24 protein-coding genes and 2 tRNA genes are annotated in these 25,614 nt (G+C 58.9%); 18 read left to right on the plus strand and 8 right to left on the minus strand.

Annotated elements, in window-relative coordinates; genetic code table 11:
- Positions 1 to 19: 19 nt before the first annotated feature.
- The 4 genes from LWH48_RS02055 to istA form a co-directional block, all read right to left on the minus strand.
- Positions 20 to 106 (minus strand) — tRNA-Leu (locus tag LWH48_RS02055).
- Positions 107 to 140: 34 nt separating this feature from the next.
- Positions 141 to 214, minus strand: a tRNA-Cys gene (locus LWH48_RS02060).
- Positions 215 to 782: 568 nt separating this feature from the next.
- The gene (gene istB / locus LWH48_RS02065) at positions 783 to 1,538 is read right to left on the minus strand and encodes an IS21-like element helper ATPase IstB (protein WP_232911110.1); all 756 of its coding nucleotides are present in this window, start codon (positions 1,536 to 1,538) and stop codon (positions 783 to 785) included.
- Between the two features lie 17 nt (positions 1,539 to 1,555).
- On the minus strand, positions 1,556 to 3,070 hold the full coding sequence (istA, locus tag LWH48_RS02070) for an IS21 family transposase (protein ID WP_232911111.1): 1,515 nt from the start codon (positions 3,068 to 3,070) through the stop codon (positions 1,556 to 1,558).
- Positions 3,071 to 4,048: 978 nt separating this feature from the next.
- Here istA and LWH48_RS02075 point away from each other — a divergent pair.
- The 7 genes from LWH48_RS02075 (at position 4,049) to LWH48_RS02105 (ending at position 9,754) form a co-directional block, all read left to right on the plus strand.
- Entirely contained in the window at positions 4,049 to 4,792 is a 744-nt protein-coding gene (locus LWH48_RS02075) for a hypothetical protein (protein ID WP_023098648.1), read from the plus strand.
- A gap of 157 nt (positions 4,793 to 4,949) precedes the next feature.
- The gene (locus LWH48_RS02080; protein WP_023098647.1) at positions 4,950 to 5,189 is read left to right on the plus strand and encodes an AlpA family transcriptional regulator; all 240 of its coding nucleotides are present in this window, start codon (positions 4,950 to 4,952) and stop codon (positions 5,187 to 5,189) included.
- 10 nt (positions 5,190 to 5,199) lie between these two features.
- Entirely contained in the window at positions 5,200 to 6,069 is an 870-nt protein-coding gene (locus tag LWH48_RS02085) for a ParA family protein (protein WP_023098646.1), read from the plus strand.
- Positions 6,053 to 6,313, plus strand: coding sequence for a hypothetical protein (locus LWH48_RS02090; protein ID WP_074198446.1), 261 nt, complete (start codon positions 6,053 to 6,055; stop codon positions 6,311 to 6,313). Before LWH48_RS02085 ends, LWH48_RS02090 begins: the two co-directional genes overlap by 17 nt.
- Positions 6,306 to 8,003, plus strand: a complete 1,698-nt coding sequence (locus tag LWH48_RS02095; RefSeq protein ID WP_023098645.1) for a ParB family protein — start codon at positions 6,306 to 6,308, stop codon at positions 8,001 to 8,003. The genes LWH48_RS02090 and LWH48_RS02095 overlap by 8 nt, the downstream gene beginning before the upstream one ends.
- A 2-nt stretch (positions 8,004 to 8,005) precedes the next feature.
- On the plus strand, positions 8,006 to 8,566 hold the full coding sequence (locus LWH48_RS02100; protein ID WP_023098644.1) for a DUF2857 domain-containing protein: 561 nt from the start codon (positions 8,006 to 8,008) through the stop codon (positions 8,564 to 8,566).
- Positions 8,567 to 8,569: 3 nt separating this feature from the next.
- Positions 8,570 to 9,754, plus strand: coding sequence for an STY4528 family pathogenicity island replication protein (locus LWH48_RS02105; protein ID WP_023098643.1), 1,185 nt, complete (start codon positions 8,570 to 8,572; stop codon positions 9,752 to 9,754).
- 74 nt (positions 9,755 to 9,828) lie between these two features.
- Here LWH48_RS02105 and LWH48_RS02110 read toward each other — a convergent pair whose 3' ends face one another.
- Genes LWH48_RS02110 through LWH48_RS02120 form a run of 3 tightly spaced genes read right to left on the minus strand, consistent with a single transcriptional unit; the run spans position 9,829 to position 12,481 of the window.
- Positions 9,829 to 11,229, minus strand: a complete 1,401-nt coding sequence (locus tag LWH48_RS02110) for a patatin-like phospholipase family protein (RefSeq protein WP_023098642.1) — start codon at positions 11,227 to 11,229, stop codon at positions 9,829 to 9,831.
- A gap of 3 nt (positions 11,230 to 11,232) precedes the next feature.
- Positions 11,233 to 11,850 carry a DUF3313 family protein gene (locus LWH48_RS02115; RefSeq protein WP_023098641.1) on the minus strand — a complete coding sequence of 206 codons (618 nt, stop codon included), beginning with the start codon at positions 11,848 to 11,850 and terminating at the stop codon, positions 11,233 to 11,235.
- 16 nt (positions 11,851 to 11,866) lie between these two features.
- Positions 11,867 to 12,481, minus strand: a complete 615-nt coding sequence (locus LWH48_RS02120; RefSeq protein WP_079280447.1) for a TetR/AcrR family transcriptional regulator — start codon at positions 12,479 to 12,481, stop codon at positions 11,867 to 11,869.
- A gap of 313 nt (positions 12,482 to 12,794) precedes the next feature.
- Here LWH48_RS02120 and LWH48_RS02125 point away from each other — a divergent pair, with 313 nt between their 5' ends.
- From LWH48_RS02125 to LWH48_RS02175, 11 genes are all read left to right on the plus strand, one after another.
- Positions 12,795 to 13,580: a PFL_4669 family integrating conjugative element protein gene (locus LWH48_RS02125; protein WP_023098640.1), complete on the plus strand. Its 786-nt coding sequence runs from the start codon at positions 12,795 to 12,797 to the stop codon at positions 13,578 to 13,580.
- Complete coding sequence (locus tag LWH48_RS02130) at positions 13,577 to 14,122, plus strand: DUF3158 family protein (protein ID WP_023098639.1); 546 nt, start codon at positions 13,577 to 13,579, stop codon at positions 14,120 to 14,122. The genes LWH48_RS02125 and LWH48_RS02130 overlap by 4 nt, the downstream gene beginning before the upstream one ends.
- A 70-nt stretch (positions 14,123 to 14,192) precedes the next feature.
- Positions 14,193 to 14,591, plus strand: a complete 399-nt coding sequence (locus LWH48_RS02135) for a single-stranded DNA-binding protein (protein ID WP_023098638.1) — start codon at positions 14,193 to 14,195, stop codon at positions 14,589 to 14,591.
- A gap of 234 nt (positions 14,592 to 14,825) precedes the next feature.
- Positions 14,826 to 15,605, plus strand: a complete 780-nt coding sequence (locus LWH48_RS02140) for a hypothetical protein (RefSeq protein WP_023098637.1) — start codon at positions 14,826 to 14,828, stop codon at positions 15,603 to 15,605.
- A 161-nt stretch (positions 15,606 to 15,766) separates the two neighbouring features.
- Positions 15,767 to 17,779, plus strand: coding sequence for a DNA topoisomerase III (locus LWH48_RS02145; protein WP_023098636.1), 2,013 nt, complete (start codon positions 15,767 to 15,769; stop codon positions 17,777 to 17,779).
- Between the two features lie 843 nt (positions 17,780 to 18,622).
- The gene (locus LWH48_RS02150) at positions 18,623 to 20,185 is read left to right on the plus strand and encodes an ATP-binding protein (RefSeq protein WP_023098635.1); all 1,563 of its coding nucleotides are present in this window, start codon (positions 18,623 to 18,625) and stop codon (positions 20,183 to 20,185) included.
- 364 nt (positions 20,186 to 20,549) lie between these two features.
- Positions 20,550 to 20,762, plus strand: a complete 213-nt coding sequence (locus LWH48_RS02155; protein WP_023098634.1) for a hypothetical protein — start codon at positions 20,550 to 20,552, stop codon at positions 20,760 to 20,762.
- 22 nt (positions 20,763 to 20,784) lie between these two features.
- Positions 20,785 to 21,177: a hypothetical protein gene (locus LWH48_RS02160; protein ID WP_023098633.1), complete on the plus strand. Its 393-nt coding sequence runs from the start codon at positions 20,785 to 20,787 to the stop codon at positions 21,175 to 21,177.
- Positions 21,178 to 21,273: 96 nt separating this feature from the next.
- Positions 21,274 to 21,735, plus strand: a complete 462-nt coding sequence (locus LWH48_RS02165; RefSeq protein WP_023098632.1) for a hypothetical protein — start codon at positions 21,274 to 21,276, stop codon at positions 21,733 to 21,735.
- 103 nt (positions 21,736 to 21,838) lie between these two features.
- Positions 21,839 to 22,498 (plus strand): hypothetical protein, encoded by a 660-nt coding sequence (locus tag LWH48_RS02170; protein ID WP_023098631.1) that lies wholly within the window; start codon positions 21,839 to 21,841, stop codon positions 22,496 to 22,498.
- Between the two features lie 125 nt (positions 22,499 to 22,623).
- Complete coding sequence (locus LWH48_RS02175; RefSeq protein WP_023098630.1) at positions 22,624 to 23,346, plus strand: DUF5983 family protein; 723 nt, start codon at positions 22,624 to 22,626, stop codon at positions 23,344 to 23,346.
- Positions 23,347 to 23,529: 183 nt separating this feature from the next.
- On the opposite strand, the gene LWH48_RS02180 is transcribed toward LWH48_RS02175, so the two are convergent.
- Positions 23,530 to 25,377 (minus strand): bifunctional diguanylate cyclase/phosphodiesterase, encoded by a 1,848-nt coding sequence (locus LWH48_RS02180; RefSeq protein ID WP_023098629.1) that lies wholly within the window; start codon positions 25,375 to 25,377, stop codon positions 23,530 to 23,532.
- Positions 25,378 to 25,614: the final 237 nt, after the last annotated feature.

A 25,614-nucleotide genomic window follows, 5' to 3' on the forward strand; every position in this document is an offset into this window, starting at 1 on the left:
TAGCGCATCGGCTGATGGCTGGTGCCCGGAGCCGGGCTCGAACCGGCACGGTGTCGCCACCGAGGGATTTTAAGTCCCTTGCGTCTACCAATTTCGCCATCCGGGCGGCACGGTGTCGGGCAGTACAGGAAATCGGGGAGTGGAGGCTGGAGTCGGAATCGAACCGGCGTACACGGAGTTGCAGTCCGCTGCATAACCACTCTGCCATCCAGCCTCATCGAGTCGGGCCATTCCAAGGAATGGAGCGGGAAACGAGACAAGCACTAAGCTTATAAGTCTTTGATTTCCTTCGCTTTCATTTCACTGTGCAAATCAGTGAAGCCACGATTCTAGCCTCGTTTTCGCGCACCGTCAACGAAGTCGCTCCAAAAATTTCCATCAACCGCCAGTGACGGCCAACGAAGTGGCACAGAACGTGAGAACGATCGCCCTTCCGTACGCCGACCGATGGTGCCTTCGCCATGCAGGTCACCCTTCAAGCTCGCCGCCGTTCCGATGAGCATCTAGCACATGCAATCTCACCTGGCCCTTGGCCCACGACGTCGCGTCGCATCGGCAGCTTCTTAATGCCCAGATGCTGCTCATCAGGTGCCAGTTGTCGCGAGCAAAAAGAAGTCAACCGAGGATGCTCGTCTCCGGAGCCCGACCTCTGAGTGCGGATTCCACGCCATCCGGCCACCCAGTCCGCTCTCATCTGGCCAGGCATTCCACGGCCATCTGGCCACCTGTTCCACGGCCATCCGGCCGGGCAGTCGGAGCGCAGCGACGCAGGGGTTGCATTGTTAGTCTGAGGTGCCCGGTGTCGTCAATTTCTTCACCCGCTTTCTCATCGATTCGCCCTTGAGGTTGATCCGATAAGCGTTGTGCACCAGGCGGTCGAGGATGGCATCGGCCAGGGTCGGATCGCCGATCAGTTCGTGCCAGTTGTCCACCGGCATCTGGCTGGTGACCAGGGTCGAGCGCTGGCCGTAGCGATCATCCAGTAGCTCCAGCATGTCGCGACGCTGTTCGGCGGTGAACGGGGCCAGACCCCAGTCATCGAGGATCAGCAGGTCGGTCTTGGCGTAGCTGCTCATCAGCTTGGCGAAGCGCCCGTCGCCGTGAGCCAGGCCCAACTCCTCCAGTAGGCGCGGCAAGCGCAGGTAACGCACGCTGTAGCCCTCTCGGCAGGCCTGGTGGGCCAGGGCGCAGGCCAGCCAGGTTTTGCCCACGCCGGTGGGGCCGCTGATGATCAGGTTGAGGCCGTCGCGTAGCCACTGGCCGCCGCTCAGTTGCAGGATCAGCGCCTTATCCAGCCCGCGCGGGCTGCGGTAGTCGATGTCTTCGAGGCAGGCACTGTGCTTGAGCCGGGCCTGGCGCAGGCGGCTGCTCAGGCGCTTGTCGTCGCGTTCAGTCAGCTCGCGGTCGACCAGCAGGCCGAGGCGTTCCTCGAAGCTCAGGCTGTCGATGTCCGGGGTTTTCAGTTGTTCGTTCAGCGCCTTGAGCATGCCGTGCAGGCGCAGGGTTTGCAGCTTGTCCAGGGTCGGATGGGGCAGCATGATGGGATTCCTTGGGGTCAGTGGTAGTAGCCGGGGCCGCGCAGGTTGGCGTGGTCGTCCGGCAGCAGGGGCAGGTTGGCTTGAGCCAGCGGCAGGTTTTCCAGCCCCTGGCGCAGGATCGATTCGAGGCTCTTGTAGCTGCACGCGCCGAGGCTGAGGGCGCGTCGGCAGGCCAGCTCCAAGCGCACTTCGCCATGGGTCTTGCCCAGGCGCAGGATGCCCAGGCAGGCCCGGTAGCCTTGGGTTGGGTGGATGCGCCGTTCGAGGATGTGGCTGATCACGCCGGCGGTGTTCGGCCCGGTCTGCTCAGCCCAGCGGATCAGCCGTTGCGGCGTCCACTCGGCGTGCTCGCGATGGCTCTTGGGCATGTGCTCGGCCTGTGTGCTGTGCCGGCCCTTGTGCGGTGAGCGCAGGTGGCTGGCCACCCGCTGATTGGCGTGGAAGCACTCGACGGTGCGCGCCGTCAGCCGTACTTCCAGCTGTTTCTTCACCAGTTGATACGGCACCGAGTAGTAATGCCCATCGACCTCGACGTGGTAGTCGATGTGCACCCGCGCCTTCTTCCACTCGGCGTAGACGTAGGGTTGCTCCGGCAGGGGGCGCAGCGCCGGACGATCCAGAGCTTCGAAGGCCGACTGCCGGGAGCCCGGCAGCTTGCGAAACGGTCGTCGGTTGAGCCGCTCCAGCAATAAGGCGATGGCGCTGTTGAGTTCGTCCAGGGAGAAGAACTGGCGGTTCCTCAGCGCGGCGAGGATCCAGCGCTCGACCACCTGCACGCCGACCTCGGCCTTAGCCTTGTCGCGCGGCTTACGCGCCCGCGCCGGCACCACCGCCACGCCATAATGCTCGGCCAGATCGCGGTAGCTCGGGTTGATGTCCGGCTCGTAGCGATGGCTCTTACTCACCGCGCTGCGCAGGTTGTCCGGCACCACGATCTCCGGCACGCCACCGAGGAAGGCGAAGCAGCGGGTATGCGAGCCCAGCCAGTCCGGCAGCTGCTGCGACCAGGTGGCTTCGGCGAAGGTGTAGCTGGATGCGCCGAGCACCGCGACGAACACCTGCGCCTGGCGGATCTCGCCGCTGTGGCGGTCGATCACCGGCACCGTCTGCCCGGCGTAGTCGACGAACAGCTTCTCGCCGACGCGATGTTCCTGGCGCATCACCACGTCCAGCTTGCCCTGCCAGGCCCGGTAGTGCTCGCAGAACCAGCTGTACTGAAAGCCCTGCGGCTGGCTCAGGCGGTACTCCTGCCAGAGCAGCGCCAGGGTTACGCCGGGGCGGCGCAGTTCGGCATGCACCCATGCCCAATCGGGTAAAGGCCGCTTCTCACTGGCAACCGTCGGGGCCGGCGGGAACAGTTGCTGCTCCAACTCGGCATCGGACAACGAACAGGGCCAGGTGAGGCCGCTGGCGGCAAAACGATTGAGGTAGTCGCCGACGGTGACACGACCGACCTGCACGCTGACCGCAATCTGGCGAGCCGATAGTCCGACCTCGAACTTGAGACGTAGTACTTCGCGAATCTTACGCATGGATAAACGCTCCACGACAACCTCTCTGCTTCGAAAAAGAGGTCGATGGTAGTGAAGAAATCCTGCGTAGCTGCCTACCCGGTTGGGTGGCCGGATGGCCGTGGAATCAGTGGCCGGATGCGCGTGGAATGGGTGGCCGGATCACCGTGGAATCGGTGGTCAGATGCTCATGGAATGGGTGGCCAGATGACCGTGGAATCCGCACTCTGAGCTTTACGGATCGCCCCTCGTGCTACGCAAAGGAACGATCCTCGAAGTCACCACCAAGACTTTGGGCCATGCTCCGGCTGTAGTTCTTGGTCAGGGCAACAGATACTCTTTCTGGCTTCTGCTCTAGGATAGAGACAGCAGGTGCACCGCGTGAACACGGACAACCGCTAAGCCTGTGACCGTGTTGCAAAGCAGCGGGCAACAACATGCCCGCGACATCTGTAGCCTAGCGAAGAATCTGCATCGTGGAGCACGTCACTTGCCCATGGAACCTTGCCCAGCTTGAGACTGGGAGACGTAGCGAAGATGCCCCGACACCTTAGAGCAGCACATGTGATCATGTCGCGTTAGGCGATCACCACCATCGTCGTGAAATTCTCTCTGTGTCGAATTTGGTCTAACAGCATTCGCGCTCGGTCTCACCCAAGAGCCCCGGGTGCTAAGCGACCAGTTTTACAAGCCACCGACGGCCAACATAGACCTCCAGGGGGACAGAGGAGACCTAAATGGTCTTGCCGGAGCAGGCTGCCTCCATAACGCTGGCATGTGCGGACACGTACCACTTGTGAAAACACACCGTTCGCCGACTCCAGGGCATCGTCTTTTCATTGATGACTGGCTTGCCCATTCGTCGAATACAACGCAGCCCTGCACTCGGGCATCGAGATGCAGGATCCTGAAGAAATTAACTCAGCAACATCATCGGACCGACGCGCAGTCGGTAGCAGAGGAGTAAGTGATGTAGCACTCCCCAAAGGAGCTTGATGCATGCATAAGGATCCGCCAAGGTCTAAGGTGTTCTATCGCCCCATCGAAGCAGCCATCCGATGGGCAGGTCTTCTGAGATACAAGCAAGCTATTTTGTCCGCGATTTCTTCGCTGCGATGTCTGCCCACGAGGCTAGAATGCCCGCGCTGGGAAGAGTTAATGCTGTGCAACGATCGCATTTATGATGCGATCGTCAACGGCGATCTCCCGTACGGCCGAGAGGGCATCACACTCAATGACGAGTCGCTGCTTGGCACCAGCGATTTGACAATCAGACACGTTGACCTCAAAAGGTGGATGCAGATGCACTACCCGGAGCACCGTCCGGGCTTCCTGTTCAGCCGGGCGGAGCGAATCGTGCACCCCGTTATCACCCTAGAAACAGGTCAGGCGATGCTGATCGAGCGTCAAGCACTGAAGGCCGAGTTAGAACACTGCCGTCGTAAGTTGCAGGCGCTACAAGAAAGCCATGACGGGCTACTGAAACAAGCATCTCGCATCCCTGCTTGCAGCCAATGTCCCATCACCGAACGGGCTGAGTCTACATACCTCAACATAGTTGGGGGAATGCTCGATCTGATGCTGGGTCAATCACCAGCAGGAGCGGCCTACTCATGCTTCAGGACCCAAGAGGCTGTCGTCTCAGCCCTGATTGCTCATCACAGCGGAGCTATGGGTATCACCGAGCGTACGCTGAATGGCAAGTTCGCTCTGGCGCGCAGAAAGCTCCGCGACTCCAGCTAGTAGAACGCGGCCCCTCTCACCGAAACCGCGTTCGTGGCAGTTAGGCAAGCTTGTATCTGCAACTCCGGAAATTGCATTTGCAATGTACTTCAGCAGCCATGTCTATTGAATAGAGGTCACGCCAACAAACGCCACTGAGCGTTAAGGAGTGACCAACATGTCGCAGACACCGGTACTGCAGCCAGGCGAACGCCGCATCTTGCGGCTTGATGAGGTCGAAGCCAAGTCGGGCTTCAAGCGCGCGCACATCTATGCCCTCATGAAGAAGGGCCAGTTTCCGCAAGCCTTGCGCCTTGGCGTACGGGCGGTCGGCTGGGACTCAGTCGAAGTCGATATCTGGATCAGCGATCGCCTGAAGAACCGGGTGCCCCCGTCCCCACATACACACGACGCCTGAGGAGAGAGCCATGCAGGTTGTCTCCATCATTTCAACCAAAGGCGGGGTCGGCAAGACAACCACCGCAGCCAATCTCGGTGGATTGGTCGCAGACGCCGGGTTGCGCGTGCTGCTGATCGATCTTGATGTACAGCCGACCCTATCATCGTACTTCGAACTAGCGCACCGAGCGGTCGGAGGCATCTATGAGCTACTTGCCTTCAACGAGCGCCGTCCAGAGCAGTTGATCTCCCGCACCGTGATTGACGGACTGGACTTGGTGCTGTCCAACGATGATCGCGGCGAACTCAACACATTGTTGCTGCATGCGCCAGATGGCCGATTGCGCCTACGTCATCTGCTACCAACGCTTGCCACTCGGTATGACCTTGTGCTTATCGACACCCAGGGCGCGCGTAGCGTCATGCTGGAGATGGCGATTCTTGCATCGAACATGGCGCTGTCGCCCGTCACACCCGAGATCCTGGCGGCGCGAGAGTTGCGTCGGGGTACTCTTCAACTGATTGAGGATATTGCGCCCTATCGTCATCTAGGCATCGAGCCGCCTACGCTGCATCTGCTGATCAACCGTGTTCACCCCGTGTCATCGAATGCCAGGCTGATCCAACAGGCCTTGCGCGATGTATTCCTGGGACACGCTGGTGCGCGCGTTCTGGATACCAATGTTCCGGCTATCGAGGCCTATCCGCGTGCGTCAACGCGGGGCCTGCCGGTGCATCGAGTCGAGTATCGGCAACCTTTGGGCCGCGTCGCACCCGCTGCACTGGAAACCATGCGAGCCCTAGCCAGCGAACTGCTACCAACTTGGCAAGAGCACTTCGCATTGGTCACCGGCAAGACTCCTGAGATAAAGGAGGCCGGCAATGGCGAACGCGCATGAGTTGGCCCGCGGTCACAAGAGGCTGAAAGCGTTGATTGAGTTTGCACTGGCTGAAGGCTGGCATGTCAAACGCACACCCGGTGGCCACTTGAAATTCACCAAGACCGGCTGCTCGCCGATCTACACCAGCTCAACTGCAAGCGACCATCGCGCGGGATTGAATGCACGTGCTCAAATCCGACGCGCAGAGCGAGAGGCAGTAGACCACTTACGGGCCGCTGTTCCGGGAGCCAGCCATGGCTGAAATGACCCAGAAGGACATGGCTGAAAAACTGCTCGCTGCGGGCTTTCCACGCAACGGCCCAAGCGCCTCCGCACTGAGCGACCCGATCGCCGATACGCCCATGGTGGTGACGTTAGACCAACTGCGCTCGTATGACCATGACCCCCGCGTCAAACGCAACCCGGCCTACGAGGACATCAAGGCATCCATCCGCGAACGGGGCCTCGATGCTCCACCTGCGATCACCCGCAGACCTGGCCAAGAGCACTATGTCATCCGCAACGGCGGCAACACCCGGCTGGCGATCCTGCGCGAGCTGTGGTCCGAGACCAAGCAAGAGCGCTTCTATCGCATCTCATGCCAATTCCGTCCTTGGCCGGAGCGTGGCGAAATAGTCGCCCTTACCGGGCACCTGGCGGAGAACGAGCTACGCGGGGGGCTGACGTTCATCGAACGAGCCCTCGGTGTCGAAAAGGCGCGAGAGTTCTACGAACAGGAGGCTGGCAGCACGTTGAGCCAGTCGGAGCTAGCAAGGAGGCTTTCAGCTGACGGATATCCCGTCCAGCAATCGCACATCAGTCGCATGCGAGATGCGGTTCACTATCTCCTTCCGGCTATCCCGAACGTTCTTTACGGCGGCTTGGGCCGCCATCAGGTGGAGCGCATTGCAGTAATGCGCAAGGCCAGTGAGCGCATCTGGGATCGCTACGCCGCCGAGCGAAAACTAACCTTGGGATTTGAGGATTTCTTTCAAGACGTGCTGGCACAGTTTGACGTTCAGCCGGACGAGTTTTCCGCCCAGCGAGTGCAAGACGAGCTCATCGGTCAAATGGCGGAGCTCCTGAGCATCAACTATGACACGCTGAGCCTGGATCTCAATGAGAGCGAGAACCGCCATCGCGCCTTGATCAGCGAGCCGTCCACCTTCCCACAGCATGAGACAGGAGTGCTTAGCGAAGCAAGTGAGACAAGGAAAACCTCGCCTTCCGGCTCAAGTGACCATCCGTCTGAAATCCCCAAAACGGCTCCCGATACATCCCCTCGACCTTCAGTTCGGTCGCCCGAAAATTCGACACCACCTACCACGGCAGCCTCCGATCAAAAATCAGCCGATGACGAGACTTCGACCGGAAACAATGCTGCAGGAGCATTTCTACAAGATCACATTGTCTCCCGCGCACCAACGACTGAACGTTTGCAATCGATACAGCGCCTCGTCGCGGGGCAGTTGGGCGATGCGCTTCCGCCAGACTTCGAGCAAAACGTGCTGCAGGCGATTCCCGTCCAGGCGGGTGGGCTCTATCCGATTTCAGATGTCTGGTACATCGATCCCGGCCTCGACGCCCCCGAGTATCTTCGCGTCCACATTGCTCAGTTTGCGCGAGAAATTGCGAACGAGGCTTCGCTTGTCGACTGTATCGCACCATGCGACTACGGCATTGGATTCCGATGCCTGCCGGAAAAAACCGGTGAAACTGAAGCCGCCTCGGGGGCCTGGATGCTTTTGGCGTCCCTTTGCGGGCAAGGGTCTGCCGCGGAGTTGGATCGTCTCCCTCAGTCCCTGCCGCAGCTTCTGCACGGCAAGGGTGACCTCGCCAAGCGGTTGAGTGACACCGCGCTGGTCAAGCTGTTCCGACTGCTGCGTCTGGCTCGCCGCCTGCTGGATCTTGAGTCCGGTGGCGACGATCACGGCATGAGCAAAGGAGGCTAGCCATGTCGCCCCCCCATCCGCTCAACCAAGCCGTCATAGCTCAGGCCCTCCATGACCTGCGCAATGGGCAGTTGCGTCGTTGTAAGGCGATGGGGTTTGGCGATGACGACTTGGACGCACTCAAGCATCCGGCCCTCATCAGCGTTTTGGCCAATGCATCCGTGTCTTGGTGCTCCGTCTCCATCAATCGCGAGGTGCTACGTCGCCTGCTCACTCAGGCTTTGGACGTAGAGAAGGAAATCGCGACCGTTGACCGTATGCTGCGTCTGGGCGCGAGCACTGAGATGGTCAGCCGCTTCTACGGCCTGACCCATCAGGAAGTCGCCCTGCGCCGCGAGATCCTCAACCTGCCGAAGCGAAAAGGCCGGCATCCTGTACTGGACGAGACACAAGATACAGAGCTGTGGCGGCGCTGGAAGGAGCTAACTGCGCGGCAGACTGTAGACCGCGACAGTGAGGTTTCGCTCCTGTCGGTCGCCATGGATCTTGCCGAAGGTATGGCGTTACCTCTGTCGGTGATCTGGGCCACCATCAAGTCCTGGATCGACCAGGGACTGGTTTAGCTCATGGCAGTGGAAGATGGGTCTCAACGCCGTGGCCCTGTTCCGCTGTCGGACCTGTTCGATGGCGCGTTGAAAACTCTTGCGGCCCAACAGCAGACCGCGCCAGCGCCTACCCCCACGGACGGGTTCCTGTACAGCGGCAACCGGCACGAAAGCGTGCCCCGTTCGCTGTTTCTTGATCGACGGCTTACACCACTGGAACGAAACGCCTGGCAAGTATTTCGTTTGCTGCTCAACGACGATGGGCTCACCGCATTCCCTACCTACGAGCAACTGCGTCCATGGCTGGCGTCCATGCCTTGTGGCCCGCAAGCCTCGCATGAAACCGTCGCACGGGCTCTGACTCTACTACGCCTGACACGCTGGCTTAGCCTCGTCCGCCGGCGACGCGATGCCTCGACAGGTCGCATACAAGGGAACCTCTACGTGTTGCACGACGAACCCTTGACGCCATTCGAAGCCATGCAACTGGATCCTGACTACCTGGGCTTGGTCAGCCAGGCGCTGGGCCATTCAGCAAAGGCAGTTCAGGCCGTTGGTGTCCAGACGCTCAAGGATATTGCCGAAGACCCGATGCTCAGCGGCCGAGAGTTGCCAACGCGCCTGCAGGTGCTTACACAACGCATGACCAAGGGCGGCTGGCTCACCGAAAGTTATTCACAGGACGACACCAGCCACGATTCCGAAGAAGGCTCGGACCGCTTTCTTCGGAATGCCGATGCACCGGCTACGGAATCCGAAGCAGGAGCGAAACCCGCGCAAAACGCCTCTCTTCGGAATCCGAAGGAGGACCGTACAGTACGTAAGGAAAGTATTAATGAAATACGTACTACCGCGCGGGCGCGGGCGCTGAACAGCCTGCAATGGCCAAAACGTTTCTCCGATCTCAAGCCCGAACAACAAGGAGGGGTGATGGTGGCGCTTCAACAGGTCGAAGAGCCCATGCGCCAAGCCGTCCTTGACGAATGGGACGCACGCTGTAAAGGCACATCAATCCGTAATCCGGCCGGTTATCTGTTTGGCATTGTTCAGCGCGCTATTCGAGGCGAATTCAATGCTTGGGCTGGTCAGGTCAAGCCAGCCCCCCCTCCGGCGTCACTTCAACCGGCAGAGCCACGAAATGTTGTGCCACCAGAACTGGCCCGTAAGCACATCGAACGATTGCGTGACCTGCTTAAGAAGAGCTAAGCGCGTACAAGCAACGTCTTTTTAAGCTATCCCCAGGGGATACCCAGAGATGCCAACATCTCAATGTGCATGCCTCAGCGCTTGTCCAAATGGTCCAACGATTGCTTCAGCCCCTGGAATGCAGTTGACGAACGTAGAGCGGCAGCGCCCGCATCTTGAAGAGCACGTACGTCAAGCGCTTCGATCGTAAAAGCTGTTGGCACACGAAGCAGTGAAGTGCGTATGTCTGGTTCTTCAAGGTCCCGCAGGCTGACAGTGATGAGATGGATTTCGACGTCGGGAGAGAATGGACTGTCTTCCTGGTTTCGATTTTCATCAAGCTCCGCTGCAATTCGCTTGATGTCGTTTTCCAGCAAGGAAAGCGTTATTTGAGTCTCGCGCGCGCCAGCGCCATAGAGCAACGTCTCCAGGACTTCTCCGGTCGACGGCACTTCATCACTAAGGTCAACCCTTGTTGCCAGATCGCGGGCAGAGTTCACCGCAACCAAGACAATGCGACGAATCGAATGTCGAGGCACACCAGAAAAAGAGTTATAGATTGAGCCATTAGCCATTAGCCTATCGATCATCAATCGTATGCCTAGGTTGTCACTGACCCCGCCATCTACCAAATGAATGTAAGGGCGCGCCTTGGCATCTAGGTAGCCATCTGTGCTTTGCCGCAGCAGCTGAATACGAAAATCAGTGCTACTGGATGCTTCGCCATCCGGTGGGAAAAGCGCTTTACCGCATCGGTCGGAAAAATTGCGTAGCGTCATCGGGGACAGGATGATCGGAACGGCCGATGACGACGCCACAGCAAAGGACAATGGCACACTGTTCAGATCCGAACAGATTAGCGAAAACTGCTCTGGGGTGAAGTCGAAAGGTGCGCCGGTTGTTAGGTCCGTCGCCGTGATCAGTAAGCTCGGCGCTTTCGGATTCTTGCGGACATCACCAAATGTCATGCCTTCGTATAGTTCGTCGAACCGGTGTGCCAATATGTGCGTGCGTCCGAACCAAGGAGAGGTGAGGTTGAACAAGTTATTTGGATAAAAGACTTGTTTGAGCAGGGTCGACTCGAAGGGCTTCAACAAAAAGTCTGGTTCAAATCGCTCTAAGGTTTGATCACCAAAGGCAGCGTAGTGCGCTGCGAGAATACTTCCTCCCGAGACGCCGCTGACGATTGAAACCTCATCGAGAAGCGTCGTTGGTCGTCCGTCTAGCGTGAACTCTGTGCGCTTTAATTCCTTGAGCACGCCCAGACCAAATGCGGCCGCGCGTGCTCCGCCTCCCGACAGCGTGACCGCAACCACCACAGGCCCTGTTCTGTAGTCGTCCTGCTGCGCCTCGGTTATCTGTGCCACATTGACCCAGGGGCGAAAGCTAGAGCAGCCACTCAAAATCCCCAGGGCAGCAACAGTCAGGATTCTCGCGCACAGCATGCCAGAACGAGGTGTTTTGCAACTGCGGAAGAGATTTAGCTTATTGTCCATGTGTCAAGGGCTCTCATCGCGCCAGACGCTACCGACGTGTTCGATACATGCACGAATTGAATTCTTCGCATGGCCCAACAATGAGTAGGAAGAAGCAAAATCTGCAATTGGACTGCCATGCTCAAAGCAGCTGGCAGCCAATACGCGGTGACCTGTTCGATCGTCCTCTGCCAAAAACTCCAGGCTTGCACCACCCGTTGTCACAGGCCCAACAAGTAGTGTTGTAAGCGCATTGACTGCTCTGTTAGGTGTCTGCAGTTCAGTGATCGCCACACGTATTCGGATTCGATCTGATGCACTAGTAGCAAGAGATGCCGCAAAGTACGATCGCAGCTCTGCAGAGGTATAGCCTAGGATCTCTCGTTGCTGTTCCGCGTCTAGCCCCGTTATGACACCCGAGTTCGTTGCGACCAAGGCATCATCTACGACTACTTCAGTGCAACACCCCCAACTGAATCCGGGCGCCCTGTATAGCAAAACATTTTCAAACTGCGTTGGAACGAGAATCTCGCGATCGCCGAGAAACGGGGAGCGAGTCATGCCGTTAGTCGCGCAGCCGGAGATCAGGCCAACGACGCATAGCGTTGATCCCGCAAGGATAAATCTGCGTAGTGGATTCATTGCTTAGCCTCTAGTGTCAGCGTTGCTTGGACGGTATGAGTTCAAGCTCACCTGAAGCCAGCCCTTGAAGAGTTCGCAGTAGACGATGGCGCTCTTCGAGCTCAAGCGTGGGAAAACCCATCATCTCCGCGAAGAAGGCACCATCCAGAGCAACTAGGACGAGTGCAGCCACTTCAACACTTCTCGCGGAAATGCGCGCTCTCGCATATTGCCGCCTGTACCAAGCGCGAATGGGCTCAAGCAATGTCGGGTCTTCTGCCACAGCCGCTAACAACGCCGCACCCAATTTTTCCATTTCATTGTTGGGCATTGACGCAACCTGGCTGGATAGCCAAGGGTCCGGGTCACCGGCGAATTTCCGCTCGCGCTCTTCCTGTGAGGAGTCAAAGGCATGCACCTGGTCGTCGATCAGCGTAAGGAGCAAGTCCCGCTTTGTTTTGAAGTGATAGAGGAATGCCCCTTTGCTTAGACAGGCCCGCGCAACAACCGCGTCGATCGTCAAGCGGTTCGCCCCCTCTTGGACGACCACATCACGTGCGGCCTGAAGGATGCGTTCACGTGTTTGTTTCGCTCGAGCTGAAGACGGAGCAACAGCATCATCACTAGGCTCAGCATTTTTTTTGTCGGCCAAAATCGTGCTCCCATAATTAGAATTAGTACCGTCTGGACGGTATGTTATCAGGTCGCACTGGCGGCTGTCCAAGTCTTACCTTTGCAGTAGCAAGGGTTGACGGTTGCAGATGCTCTGACACTGGGCGTCGACAACAGCCCGGACCATGAGCTGCGGCACGTTGTTGGATGTCCTTGGAGCTATCCCCTGGGGATGGACCAGGGTGAGGGGGCTCATCGCAAAGCTGGGAAGCACCAGGTTCGGTTTGTTGACAGACGGCCTTCTCTGCCCACGCGAAGCTGTCGACTCGTTTCCCCAATAGCGAGTCCACACCATGGCAACCAACGAACCTTTGCAGTTGAATCTAGGGGCACTTCGCAGCGCAATGTCATTGACGCTGCACACCCACCACGCCTCTCGCATCTGGCATGGGCGTGCCGCAGGTGAAGGCCGAGCGGCGATAGTTGGCCTCAACGGCTACGTCTCGGTCATGAACAAGATGAAACGCGGCGCCGAGCAGGATGACCCTTACTCAGACTGGTGGATGCTGCGCATTGAAGAGAAGCTCGATCAGACGAAGGAGACCCTGCAGACATTGCGCGAGCAGGTTGATCAGGCCCTGGCCGGTGTGCCAACAGCACTGACACTCGGCGAGAACCTCAATGTGCAGCCCGTCAAGCTTCCACTGTTCGTCAATGCCCAATTGGGCTTTGCCGCGGTCTATCTGCTGGCTGACTACGACGACATCGCCCGCAAACTGATCCTGGCCCATCACACCGCGCTGATTGATCGCAGCACGCTCGAGCGCTGGCTGAATGACGGCGCACATGCCTTGCGCAGCCTCTTCTCGCTGGCGCAGCAGTTCCGGTACTCAGGCACGACGCGCGATGACTTTGCCGCGAAGAATGCTGCAGCGCGCGCGGCAATGGAAAAACTAGGCGAGCTGCCGCAGGACGTGCTGGAAGGCACACGCCGTTCGCGCTTTGCGCCGCCGATTTCGCGCCGTGGTCTGCAGCAGCGCGAGGCTTCCCAGCCCACGGAGCCAGCTGCAGTCGAGAGCGCCGGCACGGCGCTAGTGCCGCCCGCGTCCGGCACAGATGCAGAGGACGAACCAGCATGACGGATCCTGGCCTGGGGCAATACGCCCACTTTCGTCCACTAGAACAGGCGGACTTCATCAAGCTGGAACAGGCAGCCTATCTAAAAGGCCTTTTAAGACCTTTTAAAGGTAAGGGGACTCTTGAGGACTGGGCCATCCGTTGTCACGAGCAAAGGGACCAGCTTATCGCCCTGGCGCAACGCCGCGTGCTGCGGCAAGCAGCAGGGCATCCCTTCAACCTGTTGCCCGCGGAACTGGCCCAGCAGAAAACTGGCGCAGGGACGACCTTTCTGCGCTGGCGCAGGCCGGACCGCTCGGCCATGGGCGTAGCGCTGTGGCAGGAGCTCATCGCCAGCGCCACCACCCCAGTCAGCCTGCTCGCAGACTTGTATGCCCTGGAACAGCAGCGCATCGTGCTGAACATGCAGATCAGCCTGTTGCACACGCTGGGCCGCCAGGCACAGGAGTGCGCCAGCAAGATGACTCAGGCCGAACTCGCGTACATGCGCCGAGTGCAGGGCACAACTACCACCGCACGGTCAGCAAATATGCTGCTCCCATGACCGCCAATCGCGCCCCTCTCGCATTGGCCATAGGCCAGGCGGGCACTTCACCCACCAAGGAGATTTCGACATGAGCACCCACTTCTACGGCGAAGGCAACATCGGGTCCACCCCTGACTTCCGCGAGTTCGCCAACGGAAACGACGAGCCTAACCGTCTTCTGCGGCTGAACGTCTATTTCGACAACCCGGTGCCGAAGAAGGACGGAACCTTTGAGGACCGCGGTGGGTTCTGGGCGCCGGTGGAAATCTGGCACCGCGATACCGGCCACTGGAAGGATCTGTATCAGAAAGGCATGCGTGTCATGGTCGAGGGACGTACGGTCAAGGACGAATGGGAGGATGCCGATGAAAACGAGCGCACCACGTTCAAGATCGAGGCCCGGCGCGTCGGCATTCTTCCGTTCCGTATCGAGTCGGTAAAGCTAAGCGCCAGGCCCGCGAACGAGCAGGACAACGAAGCCAAATGATCCATCGGAGCGGTGCAGTGCGTCCTAGTCCCGCACCTCGCCCCCCAGGGCAATGCCATCCCCTGGGGATTACTCCACTAACGTCTACTGAGGATTTTCTGGCGGGCCAGCAGAAGCTCCTGCGAACGCCGCAGAGCTTTCGGCCATGGATCAGAGCTTCAAGGCGATCTCGCCACTCGATAGGACTCATCTTCACCGGCATACTGATGGAATTTCATTCAGGAGATTTCATCCGTGATCAGCCATAGAACCCGCTATTCGCTTGCCCAGTTTCTCTCGATCCAAGAAGCCTCTGTCTCCATCGCGCTGTTCAGCAAGTACGGCGTTGAGCATCTCGCGCTGTATCCAGCCCAGTTGCTGCCTAGCATCGTTAATACCGTCCGTGACCAGGATGATCGAACCCTGCTCAAGGTACTACAGGAGATTGTTGCAACGCCTGGAAACCTTCGCGCTAAGGTGTCCCCGAAGACGCTTTTCGAGGAGCGCATGCATGATCTGACACAGTGTCTGCTGATAGACGGCTATATTGCGCAGGATAAGAAGTTGCTGCAGACGGACCCGTCCATCGCCGACGCGGCACCTGTCGAAGACGATCTGATCACCGCATTGCGTGGCTTTGGATCGCCACAACGGGACGCGATCATCGACAAGATAAACGACTCGGCCGAAGCATTCCGGGCCGCGCCGCCTGACTACAACGCAGCGCTGACCAATGCACGCGTCGCGCTCGAAGCGCTCTCGGTGGATGTCGCAGCAGAAGTTGTCCACCAGCAGCAGATAAACGCCTCCTACAACCCCGCCAAATGGGGCGAGGTCATTGGCTTCTTGCGAAGCAGCGGAGAGATCACGCTCGAAGAGGAAAAAGGCTTGGCTGGCGTCTTTGGTTTCCTCAGCCCTGGCGCTCACCGGCCGGTCGGTATTCCCGAAAACCAGATGGCCCGTTTGGGGCGATCGTTCGCACTCAATATGTGCTGGTTCTTGCTGCAGAATCGAATTGCTCGCCGCAGCAGCTGATCTCGCGTCACGGCGACTCCGTCGCCGTGTAGTTAGAGAGCGATTTCACGCACCAAGCCGCAGACACAACGCGATCGCCCGGCATCCGCGTTGTTTGCTGCCTCACCCTCAAGCTCGCGACATGCTTGCGCCCATGAACAACATCGTGCGGGTGAGGCAACATGCGGCTATTTCTCTGCGAGAAGCCCTCTCAGGGTAAGGACATCGGGCGAATCCTGGGCGCCACACAGCGTGGCAACGGCTGCTTGAGCGGCCCCGGCGTCACCGTCACCTGGTGCATCGGTCATCTTGTGGAAGCCGCTCCACCCGAGTCCTACGGGGAGCAGTACAAACGATGGTCGATAGAGCAACTGCCCATCATTCCAGAGCGTTGGCGCGTCGAAGTCAAACCCAAGACGGCGACGCAGTTCAAGGCAGTCAAGCAACTGCTTGCACAGGCTACGGAGCTGGTCATTGCAACAGACGCGGATCGTGAAGGCGAATTGATCGCCCGCGAAATCATCGAACTGTGCGGCTACCAAGGCCCCATCCAGCGACTGTGGCTATCGGCGCTCAACGACGCATCCATCCGCAAGGCACTGACCTCCCTCAGAACATCGGCAGACACGCTACCGATGTACTTCTCAGCGTTGGCGCGCTCTCGTGCAGACTGGCTGATCGGCATGAACCTCAGTCGACTGTTCACCGTCCTGGGCCGGCAAGCCGGATACGAGGGTGTGCTTTCCGTGGGGCGCGTGCAGACGCCCACGTTGAAACTGGTCGTGGACCGTGATCGTGAGATCGCACGCTTCGTCTCTGTGCCCTACTGGGTTGTCGAGGTAGCGCTGAACGCTGGGTCGGCCACCTTCACGGCCAACTGGCAGGCACCGCCCGCTGTCTGTGATCCGAACGGTCGCTGCCTTCAAGAGGCTGTCGCCCGGCAGGCACTGGAGCGCATCCGTGCAGCGGGTTTGGCCAAGGTTGGCTCAGTGGAAACCGAGCGCGTCAGGGAGGCCCCGCCGCTGCCGTTTGACCTGGGCACTTTGCAGGAGGTCTGTTCTCGTCAGTTCGGCCTCGACGTGCAGGAAACGCTGGATATCGCGCAATCGCTCTATGAGACGCATAAGGCCACTACCTATCCCCGCTCGGATTCAGGCTACCTGCCCGAATCCATGCTGGCTGAAGTGCCTGCCGTGCTGAGCGCCTTGGTTGCGACCGATCCGACGCTCGGCGCGATCGTCGCCAAGCTCGATCCTGCCCAGGTGTCCCGCGCCTGGAGCGACAGCAAGGTCACCGCTCACCACGGCATCATTCCCACCATGGAGCCAGCCAAGCTGTCTGCCATGTCCGAGAAAGAGCAAGCCGTCTATGGCCTGATTCGCGCCCACTACCTTGCCCAGTTCATGCCACACCACGAATATGACCGCACTGTCGCGCTGTTGTCATCGGCCGGAGAATCGTTGCAGGCCACGGGCAAGCAGGTCGTCGCGCTGGGCTGGCGCCTCGCGTTGATCAACTGCGGCCCGGACGCCACGGACGACGAGCCGGCCCAGCGGGCTCAAATCCTGCCAGCGCTCTCGAACGGCATGCAGTGCCGGGTCGCGCAGGCGGAGATCAAGGCCATGAAGACCACGCCGCCCAAGCCCTTCACACAGGGCGAGTTGGTCAAGGCGATGAAGGGCGTGGCCAAGCTGGTCTCGGATCCGAGGTTGAAGCAGAAACTCAAGGACACCGTGGGTATCGGCACCGAAGCCACCCGTGCCAACATCATCGGAGGCCTGCTCGGACGTGGATACCTCCTGAAGAAGGGCCGTGCCATCCGTGCATCGGATGCGGCCTTCACTCTGATTGAGACGGTACCGGCCGCCATCGCGGACCCAGGAACCACGGCAATCTGGGAACAGGCTCTTGACATGATCGAGTCGGGGCAACTGACCCTCGATACCTTCATTGAGAAGCAGTCGTCCTGGATCGCCCAGCTGATCCAGCAGTATCGCGGCACCAGTCTGGCCATCAAGGTACCGCAGGGGCCGGCGTGTCCCGAGTGCGGCACCTCCACCCGCCAACGTACCGGCAAAAGTGGACCATTCTGGTCCTGCAGCCGGTATCCGGATTGCAAGGGCACGCTGCCCGTCGAAACGGGCAATCGCGCTCGTGGTGCAAGTCGCAAGCGTGGCGGCAAGCCGAAAGCTTGAATCCCACCACCATGTCGGCCCGCAGCCGGCGACATGGCAGTCCGTCCCGCAGCCCAGCGGGACAACCAGCGCGCGACTCCTTCTGCAACGGTGTGCGCGCCCCAGCGGGCCCTGCGGTCCATGGGGCGAGAAGGCTACTTTTACTTGAATCGCGTTCCCGCGCATTCTCCTGATCGGCTTCTCTTCCATCCGCAGAGAGGGGTCTCCTGGTCGCTTGCCGGCATGCGTTGCAGCGAGCTACCAGGAGATCCCTCCGGGTCGATGGTATTCAGCGCCGGAGCCCGCCGGCGAATCAACGGGCGCCTTTTGTGCGCGGATGTGCGCCAGGCAATACCGACCCCAGCCACGATATGGGTCGGATGTGAACGCTGAGACAGCGGACGGTTATACCGACGACCGAACCCTGTGCAGCCCATGGGTGGTGACCTTGTCCTGAGTCGGAGGCCAGATGGCCTCCGGCACCTCCTCATGCCGAACCCAGGCGTGTAGCGCACCCAATCAATCGCACACCATCGCGGAACGTCTCAGTTCCCATTTCCCGACGACAGGACCAGCCCCGACCAAGATCCTTGGCATTGGCTCGCTGATTCATCAGCAACCCGCCAGCAGCCAAGGTCGCCCCAGGCTGCGCCACGCCCTAGGCGTGTCGACCATCCCCGTCCGCATCGCATCGTGCCGCGGATGCCCGCCCGCCAGGGCGGTGATGCATCGCAATCCGTCGGGTCCTCCCATCCATTTCAAGCTCAAGCCAACCACCTCCGTGTGTACGCGGTGCTTCCGTTCGCCTTCCGGCATTCCACCCTCCACGCGTCCAAGGGCGCTGAACCTTCTAAGGAGTTTCCTATGACCACCATCCGTCTTCAGACGAACCAGAACCGTCTCATCGCCAACCTGCGCCATGCGTTCAACCAGAGCTCGATGCTCGGAGAGCTGCTGCAGAACGCCAGGCGAGCTCAAGCGAGCGCCATCCACTTCACCGTGGACGACAGCAGTCTCACCATCCGCGACAACGGCAGCGGCATCGCCAACCTGCAGACCCTCATCCACATTGCCGAGTCCGGCTGGGACGAGAAAACCCAGACGTGCGAGAACGCTTTCGGCATGGGCGTGTTGTCCACGTTGTACTTCGCCGAGCGCCTGACCGTCCGGTCTGGTGGGAAGGCATTCAGTGCGGCGACCGTGGACATCATCCGGGGCGAGCCGATTCAGGTGATCCCCTGGGATCTGGTTGAGGGCACGGAAATCCGATTGGATGGCATCCAGCCGACACAGCCCGGGGAGACCCTGTCTGTTTGGGCTGAACGCCTTCTGCGCACACTGTGCGAAGCCTTTCCAGTTCCCATCTGGCTCAATGGCCACGCTGTGCTTCGGCCCCTGGCGGACCCCGCGCTGCAATGGCGTGAGACGCCCATGGGCCAGATCCTGCTGGACCTGTCTGCTTCACGCACGCAGTGGCGATGCTTCCTCCAGGGGCTTCCGATCGGCCGATCACCGTCAACCTGCAGGCACCACGTCGTCCAGTTGCCAAACAACACGCTCGCCAGGCTTCCCGATCGCCAGCATCTGTTGAATGAAGCGGAAGACCACAAGCGCATCCAAGTCGCGATCGACAGCGCCTTTCGCCAAGCATTGATCGAGACCAAGGAGCGCCTCTCGACCAGCGACTTCATCGTGCACTACGCGCGCATCTGCATGGACTCATCCAACGCCGACTTGCTCAACGACGTTCCCTTCGTTCCACGAGCCTGGTTCCGATCCTGGGCCCTTGAACCGTCCGGATTCCGCCGTTACTGGGATCGCCACTTGGCCGAGGGCATCGTGGCTCGGGAGGTACTGGAAGAAACTGGCGCTTGGCGGATCGAATCGGATGGCGATGACGCGCCCACGGCTGAGGTGTACCTGGAGGCTCGCAAAGCGTTCTTGCTCGATGAAAGCGGGATCGATGCCGGGCACTGGTTACTGGGGCTTGTAAGGCCCATCACGCCGGAGGAAGTCCAGGTCCGCCCAGGTGCCATCCTGCATCATGACGCCAGCCTGTGTCTGGCCGACTACGAGGTCGAATTGACCTTGGCCGACGGCCTGAACGTCTGCATCGAAGGCGAGCCGGACGTTGCGGTCGGCGCCATTCGCAAAGGCGTGACGTTGTTCCTCACTGCCGATGCAGGCGGTGCGACTGCGCTGGTCTCCGACTACATCTTCGATGATCGCTATGACGAGGATCGCGAGGACGAAGACGGCAGGACCATCGACACCTTCATCGCAGTAGGGTGTTCGCAGTCTCCGGCCGGTGTTGTGCAGGCCCTGCTGCCCGTCACCTTGCGGTATGCAATGCAACCAAGGTTGGCAGGTGCCGTTGTTCATCTGACCTTCGATGCTGAAGGAAGACTGGCAGCAGTCACCGCCTGACACTGCCGTCCACCAACCACTGCGCCCCCGGGATTTCCGGGGGCTTTTTTTTGCGACAAGAGGCACACCTAGCATCGGGATGGCATGAATCCGGTCCAACCTGGGTTCCCATTTCTCCCAGACGCCAAATGCTGCATGGGCAAAGCTGCCCGCATGTGTCGCTGACGTTGTCAGCACCATGCCAGCAGCAAGGATCCTCCGGCTGCGCAGGGAATCCCCGCCCTGAGATCCACCAGTCCGCCATCGCATCGGTTCCGCGGACGAACGCCATCCAGGCGTCGATGCAACTTTCTTTCTTCACCCCTCGCGGGAACTGCCATCCCGACAGGGACAAGGCCGTCTCGCCGTCACCTAGGAGCCGTCCATGTCTCACCGTGCCTCTTTTGGTCATCTGGCCTTGGTCTATGTCGGCAAGTTCCTGCCGCTTGAAGTCATGCAAAGCGCGGCGGGCCACTACATCGGCACACGCGATAGCGAGGGCCCTGTGTCTCGCGAATCGATCGAGTACTTCCGAAGCGCGGCCACCGCTCAGCGCGCCCTCGAAAGAGGCGGCTGGACCCAGTTGCCCAACCCCTGATCCATCAGCTAGGAGAGAATCCATGAACCAGCTTCTGCCCCCGGAAGTCGTCGAGCAGATCGTGCGGGAAGAGCGGCATTTCGCATGCGCTCCAGACGCATTCTTTCAAGCCTGGAAACGCGGCGCCGAAATTGCGGGGCCCGAGTGGTTTGGCAACGGCACCTGCGAAGGCCTGCAGCACGCCACCAGCAAATGGGACCTTCGGCCCAACATGCTGATGCTCAACGAAGCCCTCGGCGTTCTGAGCAGCGGCCAACGCATGTTCCTGTCCGCAATGGTCAGCTTCTACAACGCCCCTGAGGGCGCTGCCATGCTGCGTCGTTGTGGATTTGAAGGGCTTGCCGATCTCGGCGGCCTGGATCTGGAGCGCCGTCAGGTCATCGCCGACCTGGTGTTGAACTACAGCGGCTGGTAAGTCACCAAAGCCGACCTCCGCATCCATTTTCCACACCCAAGAGGGACATCCGTCCTTTCGGGGCGGTGTCCCTCCCTTTTCTACAGGAGCCACACCATGTCCCGAACCCCCTCCTTTGCGATAGTCCTCGAAGGTGGCCTGGTCCAAGCCATCGTCGTACAAGACTGGCCACGCCACCTACCGCTGCCGCCATTTGTTGTCGTGGACTACGACACCGAGGGCGCCGACGATGACGAGATCACGCGGTTTGACATCGGCCAGAGCACGGCCGAAGCCATCTGTCGCAGCGACACGCCAACAGTATTCGAATCTCTTCCAGACGCCCTGTCTCCTCAGAGCATCCTGACGGCACTGGGCGAGTCAATCGCCGAAAAAATGCCCGAGCCTCTAGCCCTCGCCCGCTCGGTACGTGAGGAGATCGTCGACCTGGATGCTCGCCTGAATGCCGCCGAACAGTCACCGACGGGCGACGACTACAACCAACTCTACGTCATTGCCAACTGCGGCCTCATCGAGGTGCAGAAGGCACTGGGCGACACCACCGACTTCGGCGACTGATTCGCCTTCTACCTCTTGGCCCGATGCGACGAGCATCAGGTCCGTCCCCGCGGATGCCACGTCCGCAAGGGGCTGGCTCCGCTCCAACCTCAAGGAGCCAATCATGGCCAACAATTACTACGACGCCACCGGCGTTCTCGTCCTCAACCAGGTGACCCCCGTCATCTCCGCGCTGTTCGGCGGCTTCAAGCTCGACGCTTCCTTCCCCAGCGAGGGACAAGCCTACATCGCGCTCGTTGCCGAGGACCACAACCCGAGTTGGGAAGACCTCTGCGAAGGACTGTCGGAGCTGGCCACCTCGCTCGACCTGCCGCTACCCGATGATCCGCTGGCAGTGGAACCGCTGCTGGAGACCCTGTCTCGACATTTCGGAACCGACCAGGACGAAGCGCTGGCGCATCTCATCGAGCACCATCAGTTTGAGGACGCCGCAGACCTTGATGCGCTGTTCCTGATCGCCACGCGATTCGATGACGGCCACGGCCTTCAGGAAATCCGCTTCGAGGGCTGCTGGCACTGCAGCAAGCCGCGCCTCTTCAACTTCGGAGGCGATGCGCAGTTCTTTAGCCGAGAGTTCGAAGCGTACTGCGCTTCCGGACAGGCGCTGCAGTTTGGCGATTCGGTTCGCCAAGCACTACTCAAACAAGACCTGGAAGCGGTCGCCAACCACTTCACGCGCGAGGTCCACCGCTTGCTTGCAGGCATTCAGGACGCATCGGTGCGAGCTCAGACGCAAAAGCGGATGTCCGCACTGCTGCACTGAAATCGGCGCCATTCGGCGCTGGGTATCCACCTCACACACCGCCTGAGCGCGGTGAATTTCCTTCCCTCGGGGCCAAGCCCCGGTGGGGGTTGGCTCCATTTCAACCCTCACCGGAGAATGGCACCATGATCCAGAAGATCAATCCCTTTGCTCGCGGCTACTACGGCTTCGAGATTCGACGCGTAGCGGTGATCAGCTATGACGATCGCCATCCGCAAATTTTCGTTCCGCTGCACCCCTCTCAGCGCCACCTGCCTGATAACCAGGTGGCCTTGCATGCCGGCATATTCAACGAGGAGTATGCGCTGGTCACTGACGACCAGGTGGTAGCCGAAGAATTGGATGCCACCTGCGGTGGCAGCGGAACCATCCTGGCGGTTTTTCATAGCATCTACGGCAAGAATGTCGAAGGATCGCTCATCCATATTGGCGACAGCCAGACCCGGGAATCTGCGCAGGAGGTTGTGCGTACGCTTGCATTCGAGACCGGCTTTTACAGCCGGTGCTGGGAAATCAGCACTGTGCACATTACCGAGGATGCGGGTCGATTCCTTTTCGAACTCGCCGACATCGCAACACCGACGGCGCTTCTCTTCGTCGCATTTCGCATTCCTTACAGCCCGGCCATCGGCATCAAGCTGATCGCCACCCCCTGGACGGATACGAATCTGCAACAGGTCGAAGGCCTCACCGCTACCGAACTGCGTGCGGAACACCGCGCAAAGGGTGTGCCAGAGGAACTGGCCGACCTGTTGCACCTAGCTGGCCAGGCTGACGTGCGCATGTTGATCCTCGATGCGGACGCTTCCATTCTGGAAGGACTGTCGGTCATCGAGGAACGAGCATAGACCCTTACCACCGCGTCAACCACCAACCCACTCCGAGCCCCTCCAACGAGGGGCCCTTTTTTTATTGGCCAAATTTGAACCGATCACTCTTCTGGGTCACCGTCAGACGCCACGCTCCCTGTAGTAGCCCGCGCGCTGGCCATCGACCTCCCGGTAGCGAAGCTCGATCGAGCGTGCAAATAGTCACTTAGCCTCTTCCGTGTTTGCAGCAATAGACTTAATCGCAACCGCCTGGATCCGGCCTTTGCCTCCTTTTTTTACTGAATACATCATTTCGTCCGCACTTCGCAGCAAGTCTTGCGGAGCAGAGTCCCCGGATCCAACAACTATTCCAATACTTGCGTCGATTTGCACGTACTTACCAGGCGCAATCTCAATGCTCTCGCGAATCTGCTCAAGGCAGCGCTGTATTACTACCGTTGCTCCGGCAGTGCCTTCGACAGAGTTCAGCAGGACAGCAAACTCGTCTCCTCCAAGCCGTGCGACTACATCGTTACCGCGGATGGCTTCCGTCAATCGCTTAGCCGTCTGACACAGTACGGTATCACCGGCATCATGGCCGTAGACATCATTGATTTTCTTGAACCCATCAAGATCCATGTAGCAAACTGCAATAAATTTTTTGTTGCGGCGGGCATTGGACAAAGCGCCCTCAAGGCGTAAATCAAACGATCTCCGATTTGCAATTCCGGTAAGTGCGTCGCTTAATGCCAAATCCTGGGCATTCTTTTCACTGCGCTTTATGGAGTCAATGTCTACCATCATCCACAAGCTTTCTTTTTCAGACACTGCTGCACCACTTAGATCAATCCAAATAGCGTCACCATTCTGTCGCTGCATTTGCAGCTGCACTGAATATCGACCATCATTGCGGAGCGCTGTGTACCCAGCAATTCCAATACGCTGATGATCCTCATCGTTCAAGTACAGATGCCGTGATGGCTGCCCATCCAGCTGCCCGTTTTCATACCCAAATATGCGCGACGTCGCCATATTCGCCCAGACTATTTTCCTCTCGCGCACCCTCATCATTCCAACGAGATTATTCTCAAGCATCAGGCTCTGTTCTTGAACAACGCCAATAGCCTCAAGCCGAGCTTTTCTCTCTGCTCGCTGCGTACGGAAAAGATAGTAGGAGTAGGCTGCAGTAATTCCTAGAACCATAAGGACAAGAAGAGCCTGACGAAGAGCCTCAGCCCTCCAGTTTTTAAGAAATTCATCCGTAGCCAAACCCGTAAGAGCGATAAGCGGATAGCCCTCGATTCGAGAATACGCAGTGATTCGCTCGATATGATCAAGCGGCGTTGGCGTGATATACCAGCCCCTTTCATCTCCCTTGCTCAATTGATCCAAAAGCTCGTCTGAAACGATTTTTTCACCAACCCCTTTTTTTGACCAGGGATCAGACCTAGAAAATCTAGCAACTAGATTTAGAGAGTTTGTTCGTAAAGCGATCGCACCAGCATCCCCCATATCCAGACGGGAAAATCTCGTCATCAGTGCATCCGACCTGACCTCAGCATAAATGATGCCGTAGAAGTTTCCATTTTTAGTTCGGAGCCCGCGAGCCAAAACAATGCACCACTCATTCGAGTCATCACACAAAACCGGCTCTGAAAAAACCATCTTCTCCACATGCGCAGCTGATAGAAAGTGTGAGGATTTAGAGACATCCACTGCCTTTCCGTTCACCTCGATCCCCACTGTTACCGAAGCGTCGGCAAACCTGAGATTAGATACTTGCGGCAGCAACATCCCTTGCTCCGCCAGTTCTTTCGTCACAATCCTATTACGCTCTTCCTCTGAGTGGACATCACTCACTCTCAAAGCAATGGTCGATAAAGAGTTCTCGATCAAGTGCATTTGCGCACCAATCTCAATACTCAAACTGTTCGCAAGATTCGCCGCGGCCTGTTGCGCCTCGTATATATCCGCATCGCGGCTGTTTTTTAGGCTCAGCGAGACCCCAAAAATGAGAATGGAGGCAACAGCCACATTAGAGAAAACCAACAAAGAAGCAAGGCGCAGCATTCATAATCCTCTTTCGACAGCCTTTTGAAACCCCGTGATTACTGGAACATTCCCCAGATGGCCATCATATTTATGATATGTCAGGCACAACCTGCAGAAAATGCCGGCGAGCCCTCTGATGATCCGATATGCATGCCGAGGCCGGGGCTCCACCACTAGAGACCATTCTCCCCATGCACCTCGAAGGTGCTGCCAACAATGCGAAGACATGAGATTCGGTTTTCGAGTGACGTTGGA

It is taken from the genome of Halomonas sp. G15, assembly GCF_021282295.1.
In the GTDB taxonomy this organism is placed as follows: Bacteria; Pseudomonadota; Gammaproteobacteria; order Pseudomonadales; family Halomonadaceae; genus Halomonas; species Halomonas alimentaria.

Bases quoted from the DNA above. Each gene is read 5' to 3' on its own strand.
- LWH48_RS02135 (WP_023098638.1), top strand. From the start codon at position 14,193: ATGAGCACCCACTTCTACGGCGAAGGCAACATCGGGTCCACCCCTGAC.
- LWH48_RS02090 (WP_074198446.1), top strand. From the start codon at position 6,053: ATGGCGAACGCGCATGAGTTGGCCCGCGGTCACAAGAGGCTGAAAGCG.
- LWH48_RS02110 (WP_023098642.1), bottom strand. From the start codon at position 11,229: ATGGACAATAAGCTAAATCTCTTCCGCAGTTGCAAAACACCTCGTTCT.
- istB (WP_232911110.1), bottom strand. From the start codon at position 1,538: ATGCTGCCCCATCCGACCCTGGACAAGCTGCAAACCCTGCGCCTGCAC.
- LWH48_RS02150 (WP_023098635.1), top strand. From the start codon at position 18,623: ATGACCACCATCCGTCTTCAGACGAACCAGAACCGTCTCATCGCCAAC.
- LWH48_RS02175 (WP_023098630.1), top strand. From the start codon at position 22,624: ATGATCCAGAAGATCAATCCCTTTGCTCGCGGCTACTACGGCTTCGAG.
- LWH48_RS02160 (WP_023098633.1), top strand. From the start codon at position 20,785: ATGAACCAGCTTCTGCCCCCGGAAGTCGTCGAGCAGATCGTGCGGGAA.
- LWH48_RS02125 (WP_023098640.1), top strand. From the start codon at position 12,795: ATGGCAACCAACGAACCTTTGCAGTTGAATCTAGGGGCACTTCGCAGC.
- LWH48_RS02075 (WP_023098648.1), top strand. From the start codon at position 4,049: ATGCATAAGGATCCGCCAAGGTCTAAGGTGTTCTATCGCCCCATCGAA.
- LWH48_RS02155 (WP_023098634.1), top strand. From the start codon at position 20,550: ATGTCTCACCGTGCCTCTTTTGGTCATCTGGCCTTGGTCTATGTCGGC.
- LWH48_RS02165 (WP_023098632.1), top strand. From the start codon at position 21,274: ATGTCCCGAACCCCCTCCTTTGCGATAGTCCTCGAAGGTGGCCTGGTC.
- LWH48_RS02085 (WP_023098646.1), top strand. From the start codon at position 5,200: ATGCAGGTTGTCTCCATCATTTCAACCAAAGGCGGGGTCGGCAAGACA.
- LWH48_RS02115 (WP_023098641.1), bottom strand. From the start codon at position 11,850: ATGAATCCACTACGCAGATTTATCCTTGCGGGATCAACGCTATGCGTC.
- LWH48_RS02180 (WP_023098629.1), bottom strand. From the start codon at position 25,377: ATGCTGCGCCTTGCTTCTTTGTTGGTTTTCTCTAATGTGGCTGTTGCC.
- LWH48_RS02170 (WP_023098631.1), top strand. From the start codon at position 21,839: ATGGCCAACAATTACTACGACGCCACCGGCGTTCTCGTCCTCAACCAG.
- LWH48_RS02095 (WP_023098645.1), top strand. From the start codon at position 6,306: ATGGCTGAAATGACCCAGAAGGACATGGCTGAAAAACTGCTCGCTGCG.
- istA (WP_232911111.1), bottom strand. From the start codon at position 3,070: ATGCGTAAGATTCGCGAAGTACTACGTCTCAAGTTCGAGGTCGGACTA.
- LWH48_RS02130 (WP_023098639.1), top strand. From the start codon at position 13,577: ATGACGGATCCTGGCCTGGGGCAATACGCCCACTTTCGTCCACTAGAA.
- LWH48_RS02080 (WP_023098647.1), top strand. From the start codon at position 4,950: ATGTCGCAGACACCGGTACTGCAGCCAGGCGAACGCCGCATCTTGCGG.
- LWH48_RS02145 (WP_023098636.1), top strand. From the start codon at position 15,767: ATGCGGCTATTTCTCTGCGAGAAGCCCTCTCAGGGTAAGGACATCGGG.
- LWH48_RS02105 (WP_023098643.1), top strand. From the start codon at position 8,570: ATGGCAGTGGAAGATGGGTCTCAACGCCGTGGCCCTGTTCCGCTGTCG.
- LWH48_RS02100 (WP_023098644.1), top strand. From the start codon at position 8,006: ATGTCGCCCCCCCATCCGCTCAACCAAGCCGTCATAGCTCAGGCCCTC.